This is a genomic window from Nocardioides sp. GXQ0305 (genome assembly GCF_050880345.1).
Taxonomy (GTDB): domain Bacteria; phylum Actinomycetota; class Actinomycetes; order Propionibacteriales; family Nocardioidaceae; genus Nocardioides.
On record NZ_JBNYXG010000004.1, the window covers coordinates 414407 to 433067 of the forward strand.

16 protein-coding genes are annotated in these 18661 nt (G+C 73.5%); 3 read left to right on the forward strand and 13 right to left on the reverse strand.

The annotated features are described in order from the left end of the window. Nucleotides 1-9 precede the first annotated feature (9 nt). The 10 genes from ftsW to mraZ all read right to left on the reverse strand — a co-directional run bounded on the left by ftsW (nucleotide 10) and on the right by mraZ (nucleotide 11007). Entirely contained in the window at nucleotides 10-1281 is a 1272-nt protein-coding gene (gene ftsW, locus ACQ1X7_RS13585; protein ID WP_432478734.1) for a putative lipid II flippase FtsW, read from the reverse strand. A gap of 21 nt (nucleotides 1282-1302) precedes the next feature. Then, entirely contained in the window at nucleotides 1303-2775 is a 1473-nt protein-coding gene (gene murD / locus ACQ1X7_RS13590; RefSeq protein ID WP_432478735.1) for a UDP-N-acetylmuramoyl-L-alanine--D-glutamate ligase, read from the reverse strand. Nucleotides 2776-2777: 2 nt separating this feature from the next. Continuing rightward, complete coding sequence (gene mraY, locus ACQ1X7_RS13595) at nucleotides 2778-3863, reverse strand: phospho-N-acetylmuramoyl-pentapeptide-transferase (RefSeq protein ID WP_432478736.1); 1086 nt, start codon at nucleotides 3861-3863, stop codon at nucleotides 2778-2780. Beyond that, nucleotides 3860-5338, reverse strand: a complete 1479-nt coding sequence (locus ACQ1X7_RS13600; RefSeq protein ID WP_432478737.1) for a UDP-N-acetylmuramoyl-tripeptide--D-alanyl-D-alanine ligase — start codon at nucleotides 5336-5338, stop codon at nucleotides 3860-3862. Before ACQ1X7_RS13600 ends, mraY begins: the two co-directional genes overlap by 4 nt. Before the next feature lie 5 nt (nucleotides 5339-5343). Then, complete coding sequence (locus tag ACQ1X7_RS13605; RefSeq protein ID WP_432478772.1) at nucleotides 5344-6810, reverse strand: UDP-N-acetylmuramoyl-L-alanyl-D-glutamate--2,6-diaminopimelate ligase; 1467 nt, start codon at nucleotides 6808-6810, stop codon at nucleotides 5344-5346. A gap of 101 nt (nucleotides 6811-6911) precedes the next feature. Beyond that, nucleotides 6912-8684: a peptidoglycan D,D-transpeptidase FtsI family protein gene (locus ACQ1X7_RS13610; RefSeq protein WP_432478738.1), complete on the reverse strand. Its 1773-nt coding sequence runs from the start codon at nucleotides 8682-8684 to the stop codon at nucleotides 6912-6914. A gap of 12 nt (nucleotides 8685-8696) precedes the next feature. After that, complete coding sequence (locus ACQ1X7_RS13615; protein WP_432478739.1) at nucleotides 8697-9254, reverse strand: hypothetical protein; 558 nt, start codon at nucleotides 9252-9254, stop codon at nucleotides 8697-8699. Next, nucleotides 9251-10207, reverse strand: a complete 957-nt coding sequence (gene rsmH, locus ACQ1X7_RS13620) for a 16S rRNA (cytosine(1402)-N(4))-methyltransferase RsmH (protein ID WP_432478740.1) — start codon at nucleotides 10205-10207, stop codon at nucleotides 9251-9253. The genes ACQ1X7_RS13615 and rsmH overlap by 4 nt, the downstream gene beginning before the upstream one ends. A gap of 2 nt (nucleotides 10208-10209) precedes the next feature. Further along, nucleotides 10210-10377, reverse strand: a complete 168-nt coding sequence (locus ACQ1X7_RS13625; protein ID WP_432478741.1) for a hypothetical protein — start codon at nucleotides 10375-10377, stop codon at nucleotides 10210-10212. A gap of 201 nt (nucleotides 10378-10578) precedes the next feature. Further along, nucleotides 10579-11007, reverse strand: a complete 429-nt coding sequence (gene mraZ, locus ACQ1X7_RS13630; protein WP_432478742.1) for a division/cell wall cluster transcriptional repressor MraZ — start codon at nucleotides 11005-11007, stop codon at nucleotides 10579-10581. A 372-nt stretch (nucleotides 11008-11379) separates the two neighbouring features. Here mraZ and ACQ1X7_RS13635 point away from each other — a divergent pair, with 372 nt between their 5' ends. The 3 genes from ACQ1X7_RS13635 to ACQ1X7_RS13645 are packed head-to-tail and all read left to right on the forward strand — an operon-like array spanning nucleotide 11380 to nucleotide 16050. Then, a complete protein-coding gene (locus ACQ1X7_RS13635; protein ID WP_432478743.1) occupies nucleotides 11380-12384 on the forward strand; it encodes an AAA family ATPase in 1005 nt (334 codons plus the stop codon). Nucleotides 12385-12409: 25 nt separating this feature from the next. Next, nucleotides 12410-13681 carry a DUF58 domain-containing protein gene (locus ACQ1X7_RS13640; protein WP_432478744.1) on the forward strand — a complete coding sequence of 424 codons (1272 nt, stop codon included), beginning with the start codon at nucleotides 12410-12412 and terminating at the stop codon, nucleotides 13679-13681. Then, complete coding sequence (locus tag ACQ1X7_RS13645; protein WP_432478745.1) at nucleotides 13678-16050, forward strand: transglutaminaseTgpA domain-containing protein; 2373 nt, start codon at nucleotides 13678-13680, stop codon at nucleotides 16048-16050. Before ACQ1X7_RS13640 ends, ACQ1X7_RS13645 begins: the two co-directional genes overlap by 4 nt. A gap of 31 nt (nucleotides 16051-16081) precedes the next feature. Here ACQ1X7_RS13645 and ACQ1X7_RS13650 read toward each other — a convergent pair whose 3' ends face one another. The 3 genes from ACQ1X7_RS13650 to ACQ1X7_RS13660 all read right to left on the reverse strand — a co-directional run bounded on the left by ACQ1X7_RS13650 (nucleotide 16082) and on the right by ACQ1X7_RS13660 (nucleotide 18658). After that, nucleotides 16082-16531: a DUF3040 domain-containing protein gene (locus ACQ1X7_RS13650; RefSeq protein ID WP_432478746.1), complete on the reverse strand. Its 450-nt coding sequence runs from the start codon at nucleotides 16529-16531 to the stop codon at nucleotides 16082-16084. A 142-nt stretch (nucleotides 16532-16673) separates the two neighbouring features. Continuing rightward, on the reverse strand, nucleotides 16674-17894 hold the full coding sequence (dinB, locus tag ACQ1X7_RS13655; RefSeq protein ID WP_432478747.1) for a DNA polymerase IV: 1221 nt from the start codon (nucleotides 17892-17894) through the stop codon (nucleotides 16674-16676). A 14-nt stretch (nucleotides 17895-17908) separates the two neighbouring features. After that, nucleotides 17909-18658, reverse strand: a complete 750-nt coding sequence (locus ACQ1X7_RS13660; protein WP_432478748.1) for a methyltransferase domain-containing protein — start codon at nucleotides 18656-18658, stop codon at nucleotides 17909-17911. Between the last annotated feature and the right edge of the window lie 3 nt (nucleotides 18659-18661).

Genomic DNA, 18661 nt, shown 5'->3' on the forward strand with positions numbered 1-18661 from the left:
GGGCCCAGCCTAGGCGCGACCGCGACGGCGACCGAGGGCACCCGCCGACAGCCCGGCCGACCGCTGCCGCCGCCTCTGGGCGAGCGCCTGGGCTGCCTCCGGCTCGCGGCGCGCGAACCCGATGAGCAGGCCGAGGGCCACGAGGGTCGGGAGCAGCGCGGAGCCGCCGTAGGAGATGAGCGGGAGCGGGATGCCGATGACCGGCAGCAGGGCCAGCACCATGCCGACGTTCACGATCATCTGTCCGAGCAACCACGCGACGAGCCCGAAGGACATGTAGCGGACGAACGGGTCGCCGGTGTGCATGGCCACCCGGATGGCGGCGTAGGCGATCACCAGGAACAGGCCGACCACGAGCAGCGTGCCGACCAGCCCGAGCTCCTCGCCGAGCACCGCGAAGATGAAGTCGGTGTGGGCCTCGGGCAGGTCGCCCCACTTCTGCTGGCTGGCGCCGATCCCCTCCCCGAACCAGCCCCCGCTGGAGAGCGCGAAGAGTCCGTGGGCGGGCTGCCAGCCCGCGTCGTGGTAGTCCTTGAACGGGTCGACGAAGTTGGTGAGCCGCTCGCGCCGTTCGGAGCTGGTGGTGGCCAGCCAGATCGCCGCGACCCCGATGACCGACATCGCGATCGTGAACAGCCGGGCCGGTGCCCCCACCACCCACAGCATCGCCAGCAGGATCGCGCAGAGCACGAGGGCGGTGCCGAGGTCGCGGCCGACGATGACGAGCAGGATGATGCCGAGCAGGACCGGCACGACCGGCACCATCACCTGGTGCAGGTTGCCGAGCCGGCGCTCCTTCTGGGCGTAGACGTGGGCCGCCCAGAGCACGATGGCCAGCTTGGCGATCTCGGAGGGCTGGATCTGGACCGGGCCGAGGGCGAGCCAGTTCCGGTTGCCGTTGACCACCACGCCGAACTGGGCCGTCAGCGCCAGCAGCACCACCGACACCACGATCGCCAGCCACGAGATCTGCCGGATCGCGCGGTAGGGCAGCCGCGAGGCGACCCAGGCGCACGGGATGCCGATCGCCACCCACATCAGCTGGCGCTTGACGATGGCGTAGGAGTCGCCGTCGTGGACCTCGAAGGAGTGCACGCTCGACGCCGACAGCACCATGATCAGCCCGACGGTGAGCAGCAGCGCCGAGGCCCCGAGCAGCAGGTAGTAGGAGGTCAACGGCCGGTCGAGGGCGGCGCGGAGGGCTGACCACCACGACCGGGCACGACTCCGGCGACCCGGACGGGTGCTGCCCTCGGTGGAGGGATCGGCGGTCGTCGTCACTGCGGCGGTCGCCCTCCCTCGTCAGCCTCGTCCGGTCCGGTGTCGTACGGCGGCGGCGAAGGCGTCTCCTCGTGCCGCATAGTCGGCGAACATGTCCATGGACGCGCAGCCGGGCGCCAGCAGCACCGTGTCGCCGGGTCGGGCCAGGTCGGCCGCCGCCGCCACGACGTGCGCCATGGGGTCGTGCTCGGACTCAGTCTCGCCGCCGGTCGCGTCGATGACGGGCACATCGGGGGCGTGTCGCGAAAGGGCGTCCGCGACGAGGTGGCGGTCGCGTCCGAGCAGCACGACGCCGCGCAGCCGGCTCCCCACCGCCTGCACCAGGTCGTCGAACCGGGCACCCTTCGCGAGGCCGCCGGCGATCCAGACGACGTGGTCGTAGCCGGCCAGCGACGACTGCGCCGCGTGCGGGTTGGTCGCCTTGGAGTCGTCGACCCAGGTGACGCCGTCGGCCTCCGCGACGGTGGCGATCCGGTGGCCGTCGGGACGGAAGCCGACGAGCCCGGCCCGCACCGCCGCCTGTGGCACGCCGTGGGAGCGCGCGAGCGCGGCCGCCGCGAGGGCGTTGGCCACGAAGTGGGGTGCGGGTGAGGCGAGGTCGGAGATCGTGCAGAGCTCGGCGGCGCTGGTCCGGCGCTCCTCGACGAAGGCGCGGTCGGCGAGGATGTCGTCGACGACGCCGACCATCCCGACCGACGGCATCCCGAGCGTGAAGCCGATCGCGCGGGCCCCCTCGACGACCTCGGCGTCCCGCACCAGCTGCTCGGTCACCGGGTCGGCGACGTTGTAGACGCAGGCGCGCTCGACCCCGTGGTAGATCCGGCCCTTGTCGGCGGCGTACGCACGCATCCCGGAGGGGCCGTCGTACCAGTCGAGGTGGTCCTCGGCGACGTTGAGGACGGCGGCGGAGCGGCACGCCAGCGACCGGGTGTAGTGGAGCTGGAAGCTCGAGAGCTCGACGGCCAGCACGTCGTGGGGCTCGGGGTCCATCACCGCCTCGACCACGGGGCGGCCCACGTTGCCGACCGCGGCGCTGCGCAGCCCGGCGGCGGCGAGGATCCGGTGGAGCATCTGCACGGTCGTGGTCTTGCCGTTGGTGCCGGTCACGGCGAGCCACGGGGCGGGGTGCTCGGGGTCGCGCAGCCGCCAGGCGAGCTCGACCTCGCCCCACACCGGGATGCCGCGGGCCGTCGCCTGCTGCAGCAGCGGGTGGTCGGGCCGCCACCCGGGGCTGACGACGAGCAGGTCGGTGCCCTCGGGCAGCTCGGCGGTGCTGCCCTCGCCGAGGCGTACGTCGGCACCGAGCACCCCGAGCAGGGTGCCGCGCTCCTCCTTGGCGTCGTCGGTCCGGTCGTCCAGCGCGGTGACCGCGGCGCCGAGGTGGGTCAGGTTGTCGGCGGCCGCGAAGCCGGTGACGCCGAAGCCGGCGACGGTGGCGCGGACCCGCGACCAGTCACTGGTGCGGCCGTAGGCCGAGAGGTCGACGTCGGACATGCCTAGTAACCCGCGACCCACTCGGCGTAGAAGATGCCGAGCCCGGAGGCGACGCACAGCCCGGCGATGATCCAGAACCGGATCACCACCGTCACCTGCTCCCAGCCGAGCATCTCGAAGTGGTGGTGGACCGGCGCGATCCGGAACAACCGGCGGCCGGTGCCGGTGAGGCGTCTGGTCGTCTTGAACCAGCTCACCTGCAGCATCACCGACACGGTCTCGAAGACGAACAGGCCGCCGAGGACCACCAGCAGCAGCTCGGTCCGGCTGAGGATCGCGAAGCCGGCCAGGGCACCACCCAGGGCGAGCGAGCCGGTGTCACCCATGAAGATCGCGGCCGGCGGCGCGTTCCACCAGAGGAAGCCGAAGCAGGCGCCGGTGATCGCCGCGGCGACGACCGCGAGGTCGAGCGGGTCGCGCACCTCGTAGCAGGTGTTGCCGGGCGTGATGGCGCAGGACTGGTTGTTCTGCCAGATGCTCACCAGCGTGTAGGCACCGAAGACCATCACGCTGGCGCCGCTCGCCAGGCCGTCGAGGCCGTCGGCGAGGTTCACGCCGTTGCTGGTGCCCGCCACGATCAGCCAGATCAGCAGCACCACCACGACAGCCGGGAGCGTCAGCCACTCGAAGTCGCGGATGAAGGAGATGTGGAGGCTGGCCGGCCGCTCGCCGCGGCTGTCCTCGAGCGCCGGGAGCAGCGCCAGCACGCCGAAGGTCACCGCGACGAGGGTGAGGCCGATCATCTTGGCCTTGCTCCGCAGGCCCAGGCTGCGCTGCTTGACGATCTTGATGTAGTCGTCGAGGAAGCCCACCAGCCCGCAGCCCACGAAGAGGAACAGCAGCAGCAGGGCGGAGGCCGACGGCAGGTCGAGGGTGATCAGCTTGGCCGCGAAGTAGCCGAGGAGCGTCGCGAGGATGATGACGACGCCGCCCATGGTCGGCGTACCACGTTTGGTGTGGTGGGTGGTCGGTCCGTCGTCGCGGATCTCCTGCCCGTAGCCGAGCCGCGTGAACGCCCGGATGGCGACCCGGGTGCCGAGCAGCGACACGAGGAGGGCGAGCCCTCCTCCGAGCAGGATCGCTCTCATGCGTTGCTGTTCCTCTCGTGGCCCCGTGGATCCTGTGTGTCGTCGACACCCGGGAGGGGCGCGACCTTCCCATCTTCGCGCAGCGGGGATCCCGGGTGCGGCTCCGGGGCTGCTTCTGCGAGCCGGTCGCCGAGCCACCGCAGACCCGAGTCACGGCTGGACTTGAGAAGGACGACGTCGTCCGCACGCAGCAGCCGCACGAGCAGGTCGAAGGCCGCGTCGGTGTCGGCCACCCAGTGGGCCTCACCGGTGTCCGTGGCCTCGAATCCCGCGACCACGTCCCGGGCGAGGTCACCGACTCCCACCAGGAGGTCGACGCCCAGCTCCGCCGCCGCCGCGCCGATCGCGTGGTGCTCGGCCGGTGAGGCCTCACCCAGCTCGAGCATCCCGCCGAGCACCGCGACCCGGCGGCCGACGACGTCCATGTCGGCGAGCGCCCTCAACGCGGCGCGGACCGAGTCGGGGTTGGCGTTGTAGGCATCGTTGACGACCGTGACCCCGTCGTCGCGCTCGGTGACCTCCATCCGCCAGCGGCTCGCCGGCCCTGCCGTGGCCAGGGTCGCGACCACCTGGTCCAGCGGCACGCCGACCTCCAGCGCTGCCGCGATGACCGAGAGCGAGTTGCCGACCTGGTGGCGGCCGGGCTGCGCCAGGGTGACGCTCACCGGGGTCAGGTCACCGCCGACCAGCGTGTAGGACGCGCGGCCCCGACCGTCGAGCGCCACGTCGGCCGCCCGCAGGTCCGCCTGCTCGTGCTCGCCGACCATCACGACGCGGCAGTCCAGCCCCTCGGCCATGGCGGCCACCGCGGGGTCGTCCCTGTTGAGCACCGCCACCCCGCCGGCCGGGACCGCGCGAGGCAGCTCGGACTTGGCGAGAGCGATGTTGTCGACGGACCCGAACTCGCCGACGTGCGCCAGACCCACGTTGAGCACGACCGCGACCGTGGGGGGCGCGATGGTCGTGAGGTAGGCGATGTGTCCGATGCCACGGGCCCCCATCTCGGCCACCAGGAACCGGGTCGACTCCTCGATCCGGCACACGGTGAGCGGAACACCGATCTCGCCGTTCAGGGAGTTGAGCGGGGCCACCGTGGACCCGCTGGTGGCGAGCACCGCGGACAGCAGGTCCTTGACGGTGGTCTTGCCGGACGACCCGGTCACGCCGAGGATCGTGAGGTCGGCCGACCGGTCCACCACCGCCCGGGCCAGCCGACCGAAGGCCGTCTGCACGTCGTCGGTCACCAGCGTCGGCACGTCGGCCACCGGGCGCTCGCCCAGCACCGCGACAGCGCCCGCCGCGACAGCGCTGGGCGCGAAGTCGTGGCCGTCTGCGTGCTCCCCGCGCCGCGCGACGTAGAGGCTGCCGGGCACGCACTCGCGGGAGTCGGTGGTGACGCGAGCGTCCACGACGACGTCGCTCCCCCCACCGGTGAGACGGGCACCGGTGACGGAGGCGATCTCGCCCAGGGTCATCGGGATCACTGTGACGCCTCCTCGGCCTGCAGGGCGGCCAGCTCCTCGCGGGCGACCTGGCGGTCGTCGAACGGGTGGACCACGTCGCCGACCTCCTGACCGGTCTCGTGCCCCTTGCCGGCGACGAGCACGATGTCGCCGGGTCGGGCGTGGCCGACCGCCTCGCGGATCGCGAGCCGCCGGTCCCCGACCTCCAGCACCTCCGCCGCGGCGCCCCGCGCACCGTCCAGCAGTGCGGCCCGGATCGCGGCGGGATCCTCGGTGCGGGGGTTGTCGTCGGTGACCACGAGGACGTCGGCCAGCCGGCCGGCGATCTCACCCATCAGCGGCCGCTTGCCGGGGTCGCGGTCGCCTCCGGCGCCGATCACGACGATCAGCCGACCGTCGGTGAGCGGGCGCAGGGTCCGCAGCGCCGACTCGACCGCGTCGGGCTTGTGGGCGTAGTCGACGACCACCACGAAGTCCTGCCCCGCCTCGACCCGCTCGAGCCGCCCGGGCACTCCCGGGCCGGCCGCCATCCCGGCGACCACCGTGGCCGGGTCGTAGCCCGCCTCGGCCGCGCCCGCGACGGCCGCGAGGGCGTTGGCCACGTTGAAGTCGCCCGGGAGCGGGACGGCGGCGTCGAGGACCAGCCCGTCGGGTCCGTGCACCGTGAACCGGCTGCCGGTGGCCTCGGGGACCACGTCGGTGGCACGCCAGTCGGCGTCCGCCCCGGCAGCCGAGAACGTGCGCACGGGGATCCCGGCCTCGGCCACCAGCCGGCGGCCGTGGACGTCGTCGACGTTGACCAGCCCGGATCGCGCGCGGACCGGGGTGAACAGGGAGGCCTTGGCGGCGAAGTACTCGTCGAGGTCGGTGTGGAAGTCGAGGTGGTCGCGGCCGAGGTTGGTGAAGACGGCGACGTCGAACACCACGCCGTCGACCCGACCGAGCACCAGCGCGTGGCTCGACACCTCCATGAGGCAGCCCGAGAGACCGCGTTCGCGCATCATCGCGAACAGTCCGTGCAGGTCGGGTGCCTCCGGCGTGGTGAGTACCGTCCTGACGTCCTCGCCGTCCACGCGGGTGCCGACGGTGCCGATGACCGCGACGTGCTCGCCGGCCGCCTGCAGGCCGCCCTCGGCGAGCCGGGTCGTCGTGGTCTTGCCCTGGGTCCCGGTCACGCCGACGAGTCGCAGCGACTCGGCCGGGTCGCCGTACACCCGGGCCGCGAAGCGCCCGAGCACCTCACGCGGTCGGTCGACGACGAGCAGCGGCACGTCCGGGGCCGAGGCGGCCCCGGCCTCGTCGGTCAGCACGGCCACCGCGCCGGACGCGACCGCGTCGGCGGCGAACCGGATGCCGTGGACCCGGCTCCCCGGCAACGCGGCGTAGACGTCGCCGGCCCGGACCCTCTGGGAGCTGAGCGTCACCCCGGTCACCGGGACCGACAGGTCGCCCGTCGCCCGCGCTCCCGGCGCGTCCCGCTCCAGCCACTGCGCCAGGTCGGTGAGCGGTGTGGCCACCGGCCGGGCCGGGCGCGTCCGCGCGAGGTTGTCGCTCACCACCCCGCGAGGCTATCGCTGGGCATCCCTCACCATTCCAGGGGCAGCTGCGACGGCTTGGTGCCGGTGGGCGGAACGGCGTAGCGGCGCAGCGCGTAGCTCATGATCCTGGAGAACGCCGGCCCGCCGACCGAGCCGCCGCCGCCGTTGGCGGGGTCCTGCACCACGACGTACACGGTGAAGCGGGGGTCGTCGGCCGGGGCGAAGCCGGCGAACGAGACGGTGAAGGTGCCGTCGTAGCAGCCGCAGTCCTCCCCCACGCGCTGCGCCGTGCCGGTCTTGCCGGCGACCCGGTAGCCGGGCACCGCGGCGAGCGGTGCGGTGCCCTCGTCGGGGTCGACGACCCGCTCCATCATCGCGGTGGTCTGCTCGGCGGCGCGGGCGCTGACCACCCGGCGGGTGGCCGTGTGGTCGGTGCCGACCTCGACGCCGTCCTCGGTGGTCGCGGTGCCGCTGATCACGGCGGGGTCGACCCGCCTGCCGCCGTTGGCGATGGTGTTCACCGCCGCGGTCATCTGCACCGCGTTCACCGACAGCGACTGGCCGAAGGCGACCCGGTCGCCGGTCAGCCGGTTCCAGAGGCTGGGGGCCGGGAGGATGCCCGCGGTCTCGCCGCGGATCCCGATGTCGGTCGGGCTGCCGAGGCCGAACCGGGTGAGATAGCGGCGCAGCTCGCCCTGCCGGTACTCGTCGGCGGCTCGGACGGTCCCGATGTTGGACGACTTGGCCAGCACGCCGGCCAGGGTGAGCTTCAGGGTTGGGTGGGCGAACCAGTCGTTGATGACCCGGCCGTCGCGGGTGAGCTCCGGCGGGACCACGAGCCGGGTGCGCGGGGTGACCCGGCCGGCGTCGAGCAGCCCGGCGACGGTCAGCACCTTCTCGACCGACCCCGGCTCGTAGACGTCGCTGATGGCGCGTGAGCCGAGGTCGTCCTTGTCGGCCACCAGCGGGTCGCTGGCGTCGAACGTCGGGTGGTCGGCCAGCGCCAGCAGCTCGCCGGTCCGGGAGTCCATGACCACCGCCATGCCCGATTCGCCACCGGCGTCCTCGACGGCCTGGCGCAGCACCCGCTGGACGTACCACTGCAGGTCCAGGTCGATGGTCGTGTGGAGGTCCTCGCCGTCGACCGGTGGGGTGACGGTGTTCTCCCCGAGCGGGATCCGGTTGCCGTCACCGACCTGGTAGCGCGCCGACCCGTCGCTGCCGGCGAGCATGGCGTCGAAGGTCCGCTCGAAGCCCGCCAGCGCCTCGTCGGTGCCGACGAAGCCGACCATGTTGGCGGCGACGTCGTCGGCCGGGTAGTCGCGCACCGGGTCGCGGCTCGTCGTCAGCCCCTCGAAGCCGTGCTCCTCGGCCTCGGCGAGCACCTTGTCGGCCTGGGTCGACGGCACCCGTCGCGCGACGTACTCGAACCGGCTGCCCTCCTCCCGGAGGCGCGGCAGCACCGAGAAGTAGTCGACGTCGAGCCGGTTGGAGAGGAACTTCGCCAGCTCCGGGGCCTGGCCGGCGGTCAGCAGGGGGTCGGCGATGATCGTGACGCCCTCGACCGAGCGGGCCAGCGGATCGCCGTTGCGGTCGAGGATGTCACCGCGCGCCGCGGGGAGCACCACGTCGACCGTGCCGGCCGCCGCCGCCATCTCGGCGTACGCCTTGGGGTCGAGCCCCTGCAGCTGCACCAGGCGCGCCCCGAAGAGCGAGAGCACCATCGCGATCAGGACGAACCCGAGGCGCAGCCGGAACAGTGGCGACCCGCGGCGCGTGCCGCGGGGGCGATGGGTCCGCGCTGGGCGCGTCGTGGGCACCGGCCCTCCCCCTCAGTCGCTGTCCCGGTCGGATCCCCCGGAGCCGCGCCCGTCGCGCGGCGCCGACGCGTCGGCCGGGGTCCCGGTGGGGAACGCCTGCTGCACGATCGGCTCCGGCGTCAGCACGGCAGGCTTGGCAGGAGGACGTGGGAGCAGTCTGAGGCCGTCGGTGGGCGCAGCCGGCGCAGGCTCGCCGAGGACCTTGCCGGAGGGGAGCTCGAGGTAGGCCGGCCGGTGCGAGGGCACCATGCCCATCCGCTGGGCCTGCTCGGCGACCCGCTGCGGGTTGCGCAGCTCGTCGAGCTCCATCTCCAGGGTCTGCTGGCGGGCCGAGAGGGTGCGGGCCTGGTCCTCCAGGGCGGTGGTCGCGAACGCCGCCTGCTGCATCGAGGTGTTGAACAGCAGCAGGCCGACGACGCCGCCCACCATCAGCAGCGTCACCAGGACCACGAACGGCACCTTCGAGGCCCGCGTACGACGACGTGGCACCACCCGCAGCCGCGCGCGCTCGACGGCCGCCTCGGCGATGCGCGGGACACGCGTGCGGAGCTGGACGGCCGGGCTGTTCATGACGCGACTCCTGTGACTCGTTCGATCGCCCGGAGCCGCACCGACGCGGCCCGGGGGTTGTCCTCGATCTCCTGCGGGTCGGCCTTCTCGGCTCCGCGGGTGACCAGCCGCAGCGCCGGCTCGTGGCCCTCGGGGACGAACGGCAGGTCCGGAGGCACGTCGCTGCGGGTGGCGGCCGTGAACGCCCGCTTGACCAGGCGGTCCTCGAGAGAGTGGTAGGACTCGACCACCACCCGGCCGCCGACCCGGATCGCGGCCACCGCGGCCGGGAGCGCACGACGCAGCACGCCGAGCTCGTCGTTGACCTCCATCCGCAACGCCTGGAAGGTCCGCTTGGCCGGGTGCCCGCCGCTGCGGCGGGCAGGCGCCGGGATCTCGGCGTACAGCAGGGCGACCAGCCGCGCCGAGGTGGCGAACGGCTCCCGCTCCCGCTCGCGCACGATCGCCGCGGCGATCCGGCGGGCGAACCTCTCCTCGCCGTAGTCGCGGAGCACCCGTGCCAGCTCGGCCTCCGGGTAGGTGTTGAGCACGTCGGCCGCGGTGGGACCGCCGGTGCGGTCCATGCGCATGTCGAGGGGCGCGTCCTCGCGGTAGGCGAAGCCGCGCTCGGTGACGTCGAGCTGCATGGAGGAGACGCCGAGGTCGAAGAGCACGGCGTCGACGGCATCGAGGCCCAGGTCCGCCAGGACCCGGGGGATCTGGTCGTAGACCGCGTGGACGCCCGTGAACCGGTCCCCGAACGGCGCCAGCCGCTCGCCGGCCAGGTCGAGCGCGGCGCGGTCCCGGTCGATGCCGATCACCCGGGCCAGCCGGCAACTGCGCAGCACCGCCTCTGTGTGGCCACCGAGCCCGAGCGTGGCGTCGACCATCACCGCGCCGTCGTGGTCGAGGGTGGGCGCCAGGAGGGAGACGACCCGGTCCAGCAGGACCGGGACGTGGGAGGGGCTGGTCATGGTCAGCCCTGGTGCCCGAGCGTCGTCAGCAGCAGCAGGCAGCCGGCCAGCGTGGTGGAGGCCAGGGCCGAGAACGCCATCAGGCCGAGCGCCTCGCGGGCCAGGTGGCGCACCCGCGGCTCGTCCGGGGGCACCTCGAGGGTGCCGTCGGCGGCTCGCGTGTAGCTCATGGTCTCGACCCCTGCGTGTGGCGGTGTGTGCTGCCGGTGGTGGTGCTGGGTGGATCGCCCGGCCAGGTCCCAGCCCGCTCCCGGTGGTGGGTGGTGGGATGTCGACGTCTGGAGCCGGGGAAGGTGCCCCAGATGTCGACGGGGAGCGGGCTCGAGACCTCGCCGTGCGATCCGCTGTGCTGTTGTGGTGTGTCCGGTCGATCAGGTCGCCGGGAACACTTCGTCGCTGAGGTCCGAGAACGCCTGCTCGCGGCCGTCGGAGTAGTCCTGCCAGCGCTGGGCGTCCCAGATCTCCAGCCGGTTGCCGACCCCGATCACGATCACGTCCTTGGAGAGCGACGCGTACTCGCGGAGCATCGGGGGGATGGTCAGCCGGCCCTGCTTGTCGGGCTGGTCGTCGGAGGCCCCCGCGAACAGGAGGCGCGTGTAGTCGCGCACCGCCTTGTCGGTCACCGGAGCCTCCTGGGCCTGCCCGGCCAGCTGCTGGAAGGCACCCATGGGCCACACGGTGAGGCAGCGTTCCTGTCCCCGCGTGACCACGAGTCCCTCCGACAGCTGGTCCCTGAACTTCGCCGGGAGGAAGAGCCGACCCTTGTCGTCCAGCTTCGGGGTGTAGGTGCCCATCAACATCGGGCACCTCCGCTTCCCGGGAGCCCCGACTCCGGGACTCTTCCTCCACTGCGCCCCACTCTACGCCACAACGCTCCACCGTCAACCATTTCTCGCGTGTTCACCCGCCTTTTCCCGCGGGGGCGGCCCGCTGGGCCCGGGTGATCCCCACCCAGGTGGAGCGTGGGGTGGGGCGTGGTGGAGCGTGGGGTGGGGCGTGGTGGAGCGTGGGGTGGGCGGCGCGGGGCGCTGGGGTGGCGCCGGACGCCGGCAGGGCGGAGGATCGAAACCAAACCGTGACTACGGAACGCCCGAGGGAGCGGCCCGCCCGTCATAGGTTTTTCGCGCGCTGACTACCGTGGGGCGCACATCGACCGACCAGGAGGACGACGCGTGGCCAGGCACGATGCGGGGGACGACACCGGCTCGGCAACGATCGCGAAGGGAGCCGACCTCGAGACGCTCGACGCGGTCGTGCGCCGGGTGCGCTCCAACATCGAGCGGGTCATCGAGGGCAAGCCCGAGGTGGTCTCGGCCAGCCTGATCGTGCTGCTCGCCGAGGGCCACCTCCTCATCGAGGACGTGCCGGGCGTCGGCAAGACCCAGCTCAGCAAGGCGCTCGCCCGCAGCATCGACTGCACCGTGCGCCGGATCCAGTTCACGCCGGACCTGCTGCCCTCCGACGTCACCGGCGTCTCGGTCTACAACCAGGAGAGCCGGACCTTCGAGTTCCGCCCGGGCGGCGTGTTCGCCAACATCGTGGTCGGCGACGAGATCAACCGGGCCTCTCCCAAGACCCAGTCGGCGCTCCTGGAGTGCATGGAGGAGCGCCAGGTCACCGTCGACAACACGACCTACGAGCTCGAGACGCCGTTTATGGTCATCGCCACCCAGAACCCGGTGGAGATGGAGGGCACCTACGCCCTGCCGGAGGCGCAGCGCGACCGCTTCATGGCCCGGGTGTCGATCGGGTACCCGGTCGAGACCGCGGAGATCGCGATGCTCGGGTCGCACACCCGGTCCAACCCGCTCGACGACCTCGAGCCCGTGACCGACGCCGCGGAGGTCCGCAAGCTGTCCTCCATCGTGGGCCAGGTCTACGTCTCCGACGCCGTCCAGCGGTACGCCGTCTCGATCAGTGCGGCCACCCGCCGGTCCAACGAGCTCACCCTGGGGGCCTCGCCGCGGGCGACGCTGCACCTGGTCCGCGCCTCCAAGGCCCGCGCGGCCATCGCCGGTCGCGACTACGTGCTGCCCGACGACGTGCGCGCGCTGGCCGGCCCCGTGCTCTCCCACCGGCTGCTCCCGGGCGTCGAGGCGGCGATGAGCGGACGTACCACCACTGCGATCCTCACCGACGTCCTCGAGACGGTCCCGGTGCACGACAAGCAGGCGTGACCCGGCCGGGGCGGAGGGAGGTCACGTGCGCGAGGCGCTGTCAGGGCTGACCCTGCGGGGGCGGGCCTTCCTCGCCGCCGGGATCACGGCCGTCGCCTGCGCGGTGGTGATGGGCCAGGACCAGCTGGTCCGGGTCGGGGTGCTGGTCGCCGTGCTGCCGCTGCTCGCCGCCGCGCTGATCGGGCGCAGCCGCTACCGGCTGGCGCTGGTCCGCACCGTCAACCCACAGCTGGTGAGCGCCGGTTCTCCCGCGACGGTGACCCTCGCCCTCAGCAACGAGGGCCGCAAGCCGAGCGGGCTGCTGATGCTCGAGGACCACGTCCCGTACGTGCTCGGCACCCGGCACCGCTTCGTGCTCGAGGGCATCGGCAACGGGTGGCGTCGGCAGGTCACCTACCAGGTCCGCTCCGACGTCCGCGGGCGCTTCGAGATCGGGCCGATGACGGTCCGGGTCAGCGACCCCTTCGGCCTGATCGAGCTCGGCCGCTCGTTCCGGACCACGATCCCGCTCACCGTCACCCCCCGCACCACCCCGCTCCCCCACATCCCGCTCGGCGGCGCCTGGACCGGTTCGGGCGACAACCGGCCGCGTGCCTTCGCGACCGGGAGCGCGGAGGACGTCACGGTCCGCGAGTACCGGCGCGGCGACGACCTGCGCCGGGTGCACTGGCGCAGCTCGGCGCGGGTCGGCGAGCTGATGGTGCGCCGCGAGGAGCAGCCGTGGCAGTCGCGCGCCACGCTCTTCCTGGACAACCGGGCCGGGGCCCACCGCGGCCGCGGCGTGGCGTCGTCCCTGGAGACCGCCGTGTCGGCCGCGGCCTCGATCGCGGTGCACCTGAGCCACCGTGGCTTCACGGTACGACTGGTCACCGCCGCGGGCGAGGACCAGGCCAGCTCCTGGCACTACCGCGACGCCGAGCTCAACACCGGGCCCCTGCTCGAGGCGCTCGCCGTGGTGGAGCCGCTGCCGCACCGCCGGCTCGAGACCAACTGGCTGGCCGACCCGACCCACGGCGGCCTGCTGGTCGCCGTGACGGGCAGCCTGGACGACGTCGACCTGCTGGTGTGCAACCGGATGATGCACCACTCGACCACGGCCCTCGCGGTCTGCCTCGACGTCGACTCCTGGCTGGGCGAGGGCAGCCGGGGCTCCGCCGCGAGTGCGCTGGCCGGTCACGGCTGGCGCGCGGCCAGCCTCGGCCCCCGCGACCGGCTCGACCAGGTGTGGCAGGACCTCGGCGCCACCGTGGCCCGTGCCGGGCGGATGACCGCCGACACCCCGGAGCAGGTCCGATGAGCAGGTCCCGCCGCCCGGCCGTCGTCGACGTCCTCGCGATGAGCATCGCCGCCGCCGCGACGACCTGGCTGGCGACCCTGGCCTGGCTCGGCTTCACCCGCCAACCGGGTGGCTACCTGGGACCGCTCCTGGGGCTCGCACTCCTCGTCGCCGCCGTGGGCGGCGGGCTGCGTCGTCTCCACCTGCCGGGCGCGCTGGTGCTGGCTGCACAGCTGGTGGTGGGGATCGCGGCGATCAGCTTCCTGCTGACCGGGAGCCCGCTCCCGGTCGGGGACGCGTTCACCGAGCTGCTCCGGTCGTTCTCGACGGCGGTGACCAATGCGCAGCAGTACCGGGCGCCGGTGCCCGCCGAGGGCTCGATCGACCCGCTGCTGGTCGTCGGTGGCTGGGTCTGCATGGTGCTGGTCGACCTGCTCGCCTGCACCCTCCGGCGGGTGCCCCTCGCCGGGCTCCCGCTGCTGGCGATCTACAGCATCCCCGTGTCGATGCTCGGCGGTGGCGTCGCGTGGTGGGCCTTCGCCCTCACCTCCGCCGGTTTCCTGCTGATGCTCTACCTGCAGCACGGCGAGGCGGTGTCCCGCTGGGGGCGCAGCCTGGAGGTCCACCGCGGGCTCGACGGACAGTCCTCGACGGTCCGCGCCAGCGCGGGATCGATGGGAGCCGCGGCCGTTGCGGTCGCCGTGGTCGCGCCCCTCCTCGTCCCGACCCTGTCGCTGGGGCTGTTCGGGTTCGGCCCGGGCGATGGAACCGGGTCCGACATCTCGATCGACAACCCCATGACCGACCTGCGCCGCGACCTGCTGCGCGGCGAGGACGTTCCGTTGCTCCGGGTCACGACGGACGACCCCGACCCGACGTACCTGCGGATCGCGGCGCTCAACCGGTTCAGCGACAACGAGTGGAGCACCGACGATCGCGACATCCCGGTCGACCAGCGGGCCGACGGCAGCCAGCTCCCGCTGCCCGAGATCGACCGCAGCGTCGAGCGCACCCAGTACGACTACGACGTCACCGCGCTCTCGCAGTTCCAGTCGCGCTGGCTGCCGGCCCACGTGCCGACCACGCGGATCGCCGCTGCCGGCGACTGGCGCTACGACGTCGAGACGCTCGACTTCCTCTCGGCCGACGAGGACCTCGACGCAGCCGGGCTCAGCTACACCTTCACCCGGCTCGACCTCGACCTCGAGGCGGAGACGCTGGCCGCGTCGCCGTCGTCGGCCGGCGAGGTCGACAGCTCCTACCGCGACCTGCCGGGGGACCTCCCGCCCCTGGTCGGCAACCTCGCCACCGAGGTGACCCGCGACTACCCCACCCGCTACGAGAAGGCGGTGGCGCTGCAGGACTGGTTCCGCGAGGACGGCGGCTTCGAGTACTCCCTGGAGACGGCGACACCCGGCAACGGGCCGGACGCGCTGACCGCGTTCCTGACCGAGGGCCAGGGCGGCCGGGTCGGCTACTGCGAGCAGTTCGCCTCGGCGATGGGGGCGATGGCCCGTTCGCTGGGCATCCCCGCCCGGGTGGCCGTGGGCTTCCTGGAGCCGCAGCAGGTCGGGCTGGAGACCTACGAGTACTCCTCGGACGACATGCACGCGTGGCCCGAGCTCTACTTCAGCGGCGCCGGCTGGATCAGGTTCGAGCCGACCCCCGCCGACCGGGCGTCGGGCGTGCCGTCGTACACCGCCCAGAACCTGCCGCAGCTGCCGGAGAACGAACCGACCGACGCCGCGACCCAGCCGCAGGGCCAGCAGCCGACCGCCGGACAGGACCCGCGGCTCGACGAGGGCGTGCAGCCCGGGGACGAGTCGGGCGGCGGTGGCGGCGGCTTCCCGTGGTGGCCCGTGCTCGGGGGCGTCGCGGGCGGGCTGCTCGTGGTGGTGCTGCTGCTCCTCCCCCGCACGGTCCGGCGCCGGCAGTCGGTCGGCCGGCTCCAGGGTCCGGCCGAGCCGGCCTGGGCGGAGCTGGAGGCCACCGCACGCGACCTCGGCGTGCCCTGGCCGAGCGGCCGGTCGCCCCGGCAGACCCGCGACCGGCTGGTCGACCACCTCGGCTCCACCCACCCCGACGACCAGGTGGCGCGACCGCGCCGGGGCGCCGAGGTGTCACCCGACGGGGTCGAGGCGCTGGACCGGCTGGTGCTCGCCGTGGAACGACTGCGCTACTCCCGGGGCCGGGACGCCTCGGACCCGGAGGCGGTCGTCGGCGACACCCGCACGGTGGTGGCGGCGCTCCACGGAGGCGCGGACGAGTCCGCCCGGCGTCGGGCGCGGTGGTGGCCGGCGTCGGTGCTCCCGTGGCGGCGTCGCCGGGGAGCCCGGGCGTCGGAGGAGCCGGAGCTGGTGAGCGGCTCGCTCGTCGACCACGTCGGGTGAGCCGACGGGGTGGGCGGGCGGTTGTCGCGCCCTAGAAGCCGCCGGTCTCGCGACGACGGCGCCAGCGCTCCTCCATGCGCTCCATGAAGGAGCCGTTGCGCTGCCGCGGCGTACGGCGTGACTTGCGGCCGCGGCCGCCGCCCTGGATGACGGTGAACCGCCGCTCCTCGGCCTGCTCCTCGGCGGCGGGCTCCTCGTCGGGGCCGGCCGCGCGCTGCCCTCGGAGGGCGGTGATCCCCATCGTGGCGGAGGCCAGCATCACCAGGAAGCCGATGATCCCCACCGGGATCAGGTTGGCGACCACGCCGGTCATCATCACCGCGATGCCGGCGACGAAGCACACGCCGGCGAGGATCGCCCGACGCCGCGCCATGCTGCGCAGCGAGGTGCCGCGGAGGGTGGAGGCGAACTTGGGGTCCTCCTCGACGAGAGCGCGCTCCATCTGCTCGAGCAGACGAAGCTCCTCTTCGGAGAGAGGCACGGTTCCTCCCCTGCGGGCGGGCGGTGACGGGGTATGTGTTCCCAGCATAGGCAGCCGGTGGGCACGCGGGTACACCCGATGGGAATTTTCTTCGCATCGGCATCGGTCGGCCCGACGACGCGACCTTCCTCAGGAGATCGCCTCAGGAGCCACCGATCAGGGAGGCCGGCCGGACGGCGGTGCTGCCGAAGCGCCGTGCGGCCCGGTCGACCGCACGGTCGGCCTCGGCCCAGCCGTGCTCACGCTCGCCGAGGACCAGCTGCCGGTGGACCCGCGTGCGGGGAATCAGTCCCTCGGCCCGTACGCCGACCAGCCGGATCCGGGCCCGCTGCAGGCCCAGCCCGTCGAAGAGCCGGGTCGCCGCCCGGTGGACCTCGACGGTGACGTCGGTCGCCTCGGGGAGGGTGCGGGAGCGGGTGATCGTGGTGAAGTCGGCGAACCGGACGGTCAGGGTGATCGTCCGGCCGGCGACGTCGGCCACCCGCATCCGGCGGCTCACCTTGTCGGCCAGCCGCAGGATCTCGCGCACGACCACCTCGCGGTCGTCGGTGTCGCGGCCGAAGGTCTCCTGGGCGCCCATGGAGTGCTCGGGGTCGGCCGTCCCGAAGCCGCCGAAGGCAGAGCCGTTGCGGGCGGTGATCGGCCGGCGGTCGGCGCCGCGGGCCAGCTCGTGGAGGTGGCTGCCGAGGTGATGGCCGAGCGCGCGCTGCAGGGTCCGGGGCGGGGTCCGGACCAGGTCGCCCACGGTGAGCAGGCCGAGCCGGTGGAGCATCGCCGCGGTCTTCTCGCCCACGCCGTAGAGCTCGCCGACGCCGAGCGGGTCGAGGAACTCACCGGCCCGGTCGGGCGGGACGACCACCACCCCGTCGGGCTTGGCGCGCCGGCTGGCCAGCTTGGCGACCGACGGCGCCGCCGCGACGCCGACCGAGCAGGTGATGCCCTGCTCGTCGTGGATGGTCGCCCGCAGCTGTTCGGCGACCTGCAGCGGCGAACCGAGCCGGCGGGCAGCACCGCGGACGTCGAGGAACGCCTCGTCGAGGGAGAGCACCTCGACCAGCGGGGTGACCCGGCGGAAGGTCTCCATCACCGAGGTCGACACCTGCCCGAAGGTCTCGAAGTCGGGGGCGAGGACGACCGCGCCGGGGCACAGCCGGCGCGCGCGGGTCATCGGCATGCCGGAGTGGACGCCGTCGCGGCGGGCGAGGTAGTCGGCCGAGAGCACCACTCCCCGACTGCCGCCCCCGACGATCACCGGCACCCCGGCCAGGTCGGGTCGTTCCCGCACCGCGACCGAGGCGTAGAAGGCGTCCATGTCGACGTGGAGGACCGGGCAGTCCCAGGAGTCGTCACGACAGGGGGTCATCGGACCCCCGGGAGTCAGCGGGTGGCGAGGACGTGGAGCTGCGCGGCGAGGGGGAAGAACTCCTCCCGCTCGGCGACGGCCTGCTCGAGGTCGAGCAGGTGGTGGGCCGCTCCCGGCTCGAGGTCGAGCAGCGAGCCGGGCACCAGGTCGGAGAAGACCCGGACCGCGTGGACCGCGGTCGGGGTGAACCCGGCGGCGGGCAGCAGGTCGGCGAGCTCGGCGGCGGTGAACCGACGTCCGGTCGTCCGGGGAGTGCGACCACCGGGTGGGCTGCCGTCGAGCAGCGCGCGGGCCTGCTCGAAGTGGCCGGCCATCGCGCGGGCGACCACGGCTGCGTGGCGCTGGGCGACCAGCAGGCTGAGCACGCCGCCGGGCCGCAGCACCCCGCCGATGGTGGCGAGGGCGGCGGTCGGGTCGTCGACGACCTCGAGGACGCCGTGGCAGAGCACCACGTCGGCCTCGTCGACGTGGCCGCCGAGGTCGTCCAGGTCGCCCTGCAGCCCGGTGACCCGGTCGGCCACCCCGCTCTCGCGGGCGCGCCGGTCGAGGGAGGCCAGGGCGTCGGGACTGGGGTCGACGACCTGGACCCGGTGGCCGAGCTCGGCCAGCGGGACGGCGAAGCCACCGGTGCCGCCGCCGATGTCGACGACCCGGGCCTCCTGCTCGTGGAAGGTGCCGGGCTGGTCGAGCACCTCGCGGAGCGCGTCCCACACCACAGCGGTCCGCACGGAGTGGCGACGCTCGCTGGGTCGCTCGGTCGGCATGGG

What these genes read in the sequence shown, in the direction of transcription:
- murD (WP_432478735.1), bottom strand. Translation starts at nt 2,775, where the DNA reads ATGTCCGACGTCGACCTCTCGGCCTACGGCCGCACCAGTGACTGGTCG.
- mraY (WP_432478736.1), bottom strand. Translation starts at nt 3,863, where the DNA reads ATGAGAGCGATCCTGCTCGGAGGAGGGCTCGCCCTCCTCGTGTCGCTG.
- ACQ1X7_RS13600 (WP_432478737.1), bottom strand. Translation starts at nt 5,338, where the DNA reads ATGACCCTGGGCGAGATCGCCTCCGTCACCGGTGCCCGTCTCACCGGT.
- ACQ1X7_RS13615 (WP_432478739.1), bottom strand. Translation starts at nt 9,254, where the DNA reads ATGAACAGCCCGGCCGTCCAGCTCCGCACGCGTGTCCCGCGCATCGCC.
- rsmH (WP_432478740.1), bottom strand. Translation starts at nt 10,207, where the DNA reads ATGACCAGCCCCTCCCACGTCCCGGTCCTGCTGGACCGGGTCGTCTCC.
- ACQ1X7_RS13625 (WP_432478741.1), bottom strand. Translation starts at nt 10,377, where the DNA reads ATGAGCTACACGCGAGCCGCCGACGGCACCCTCGAGGTGCCCCCGGAC.
- mraZ (WP_432478742.1), bottom strand. Translation starts at nt 11,007, where the DNA reads ATGTTGATGGGCACCTACACCCCGAAGCTGGACGACAAGGGTCGGCTC.
- ACQ1X7_RS13645 (WP_432478745.1), top strand. Translation starts at nt 13,678, where the DNA reads ATGAGCAGGTCCCGCCGCCCGGCCGTCGTCGACGTCCTCGCGATGAGC.
- dinB (WP_432478747.1), bottom strand. Translation starts at nt 17,894, where the DNA reads ATGACCCCCTGTCGTGACGACTCCTGGGACTGCCCGGTCCTCCACGTC.
- ACQ1X7_RS13660 (WP_432478748.1), bottom strand. Translation starts at nt 18,658, where the DNA reads ATGCCGACCGAGCGACCCAGCGAGCGTCGCCACTCCGTGCGGACCGCT.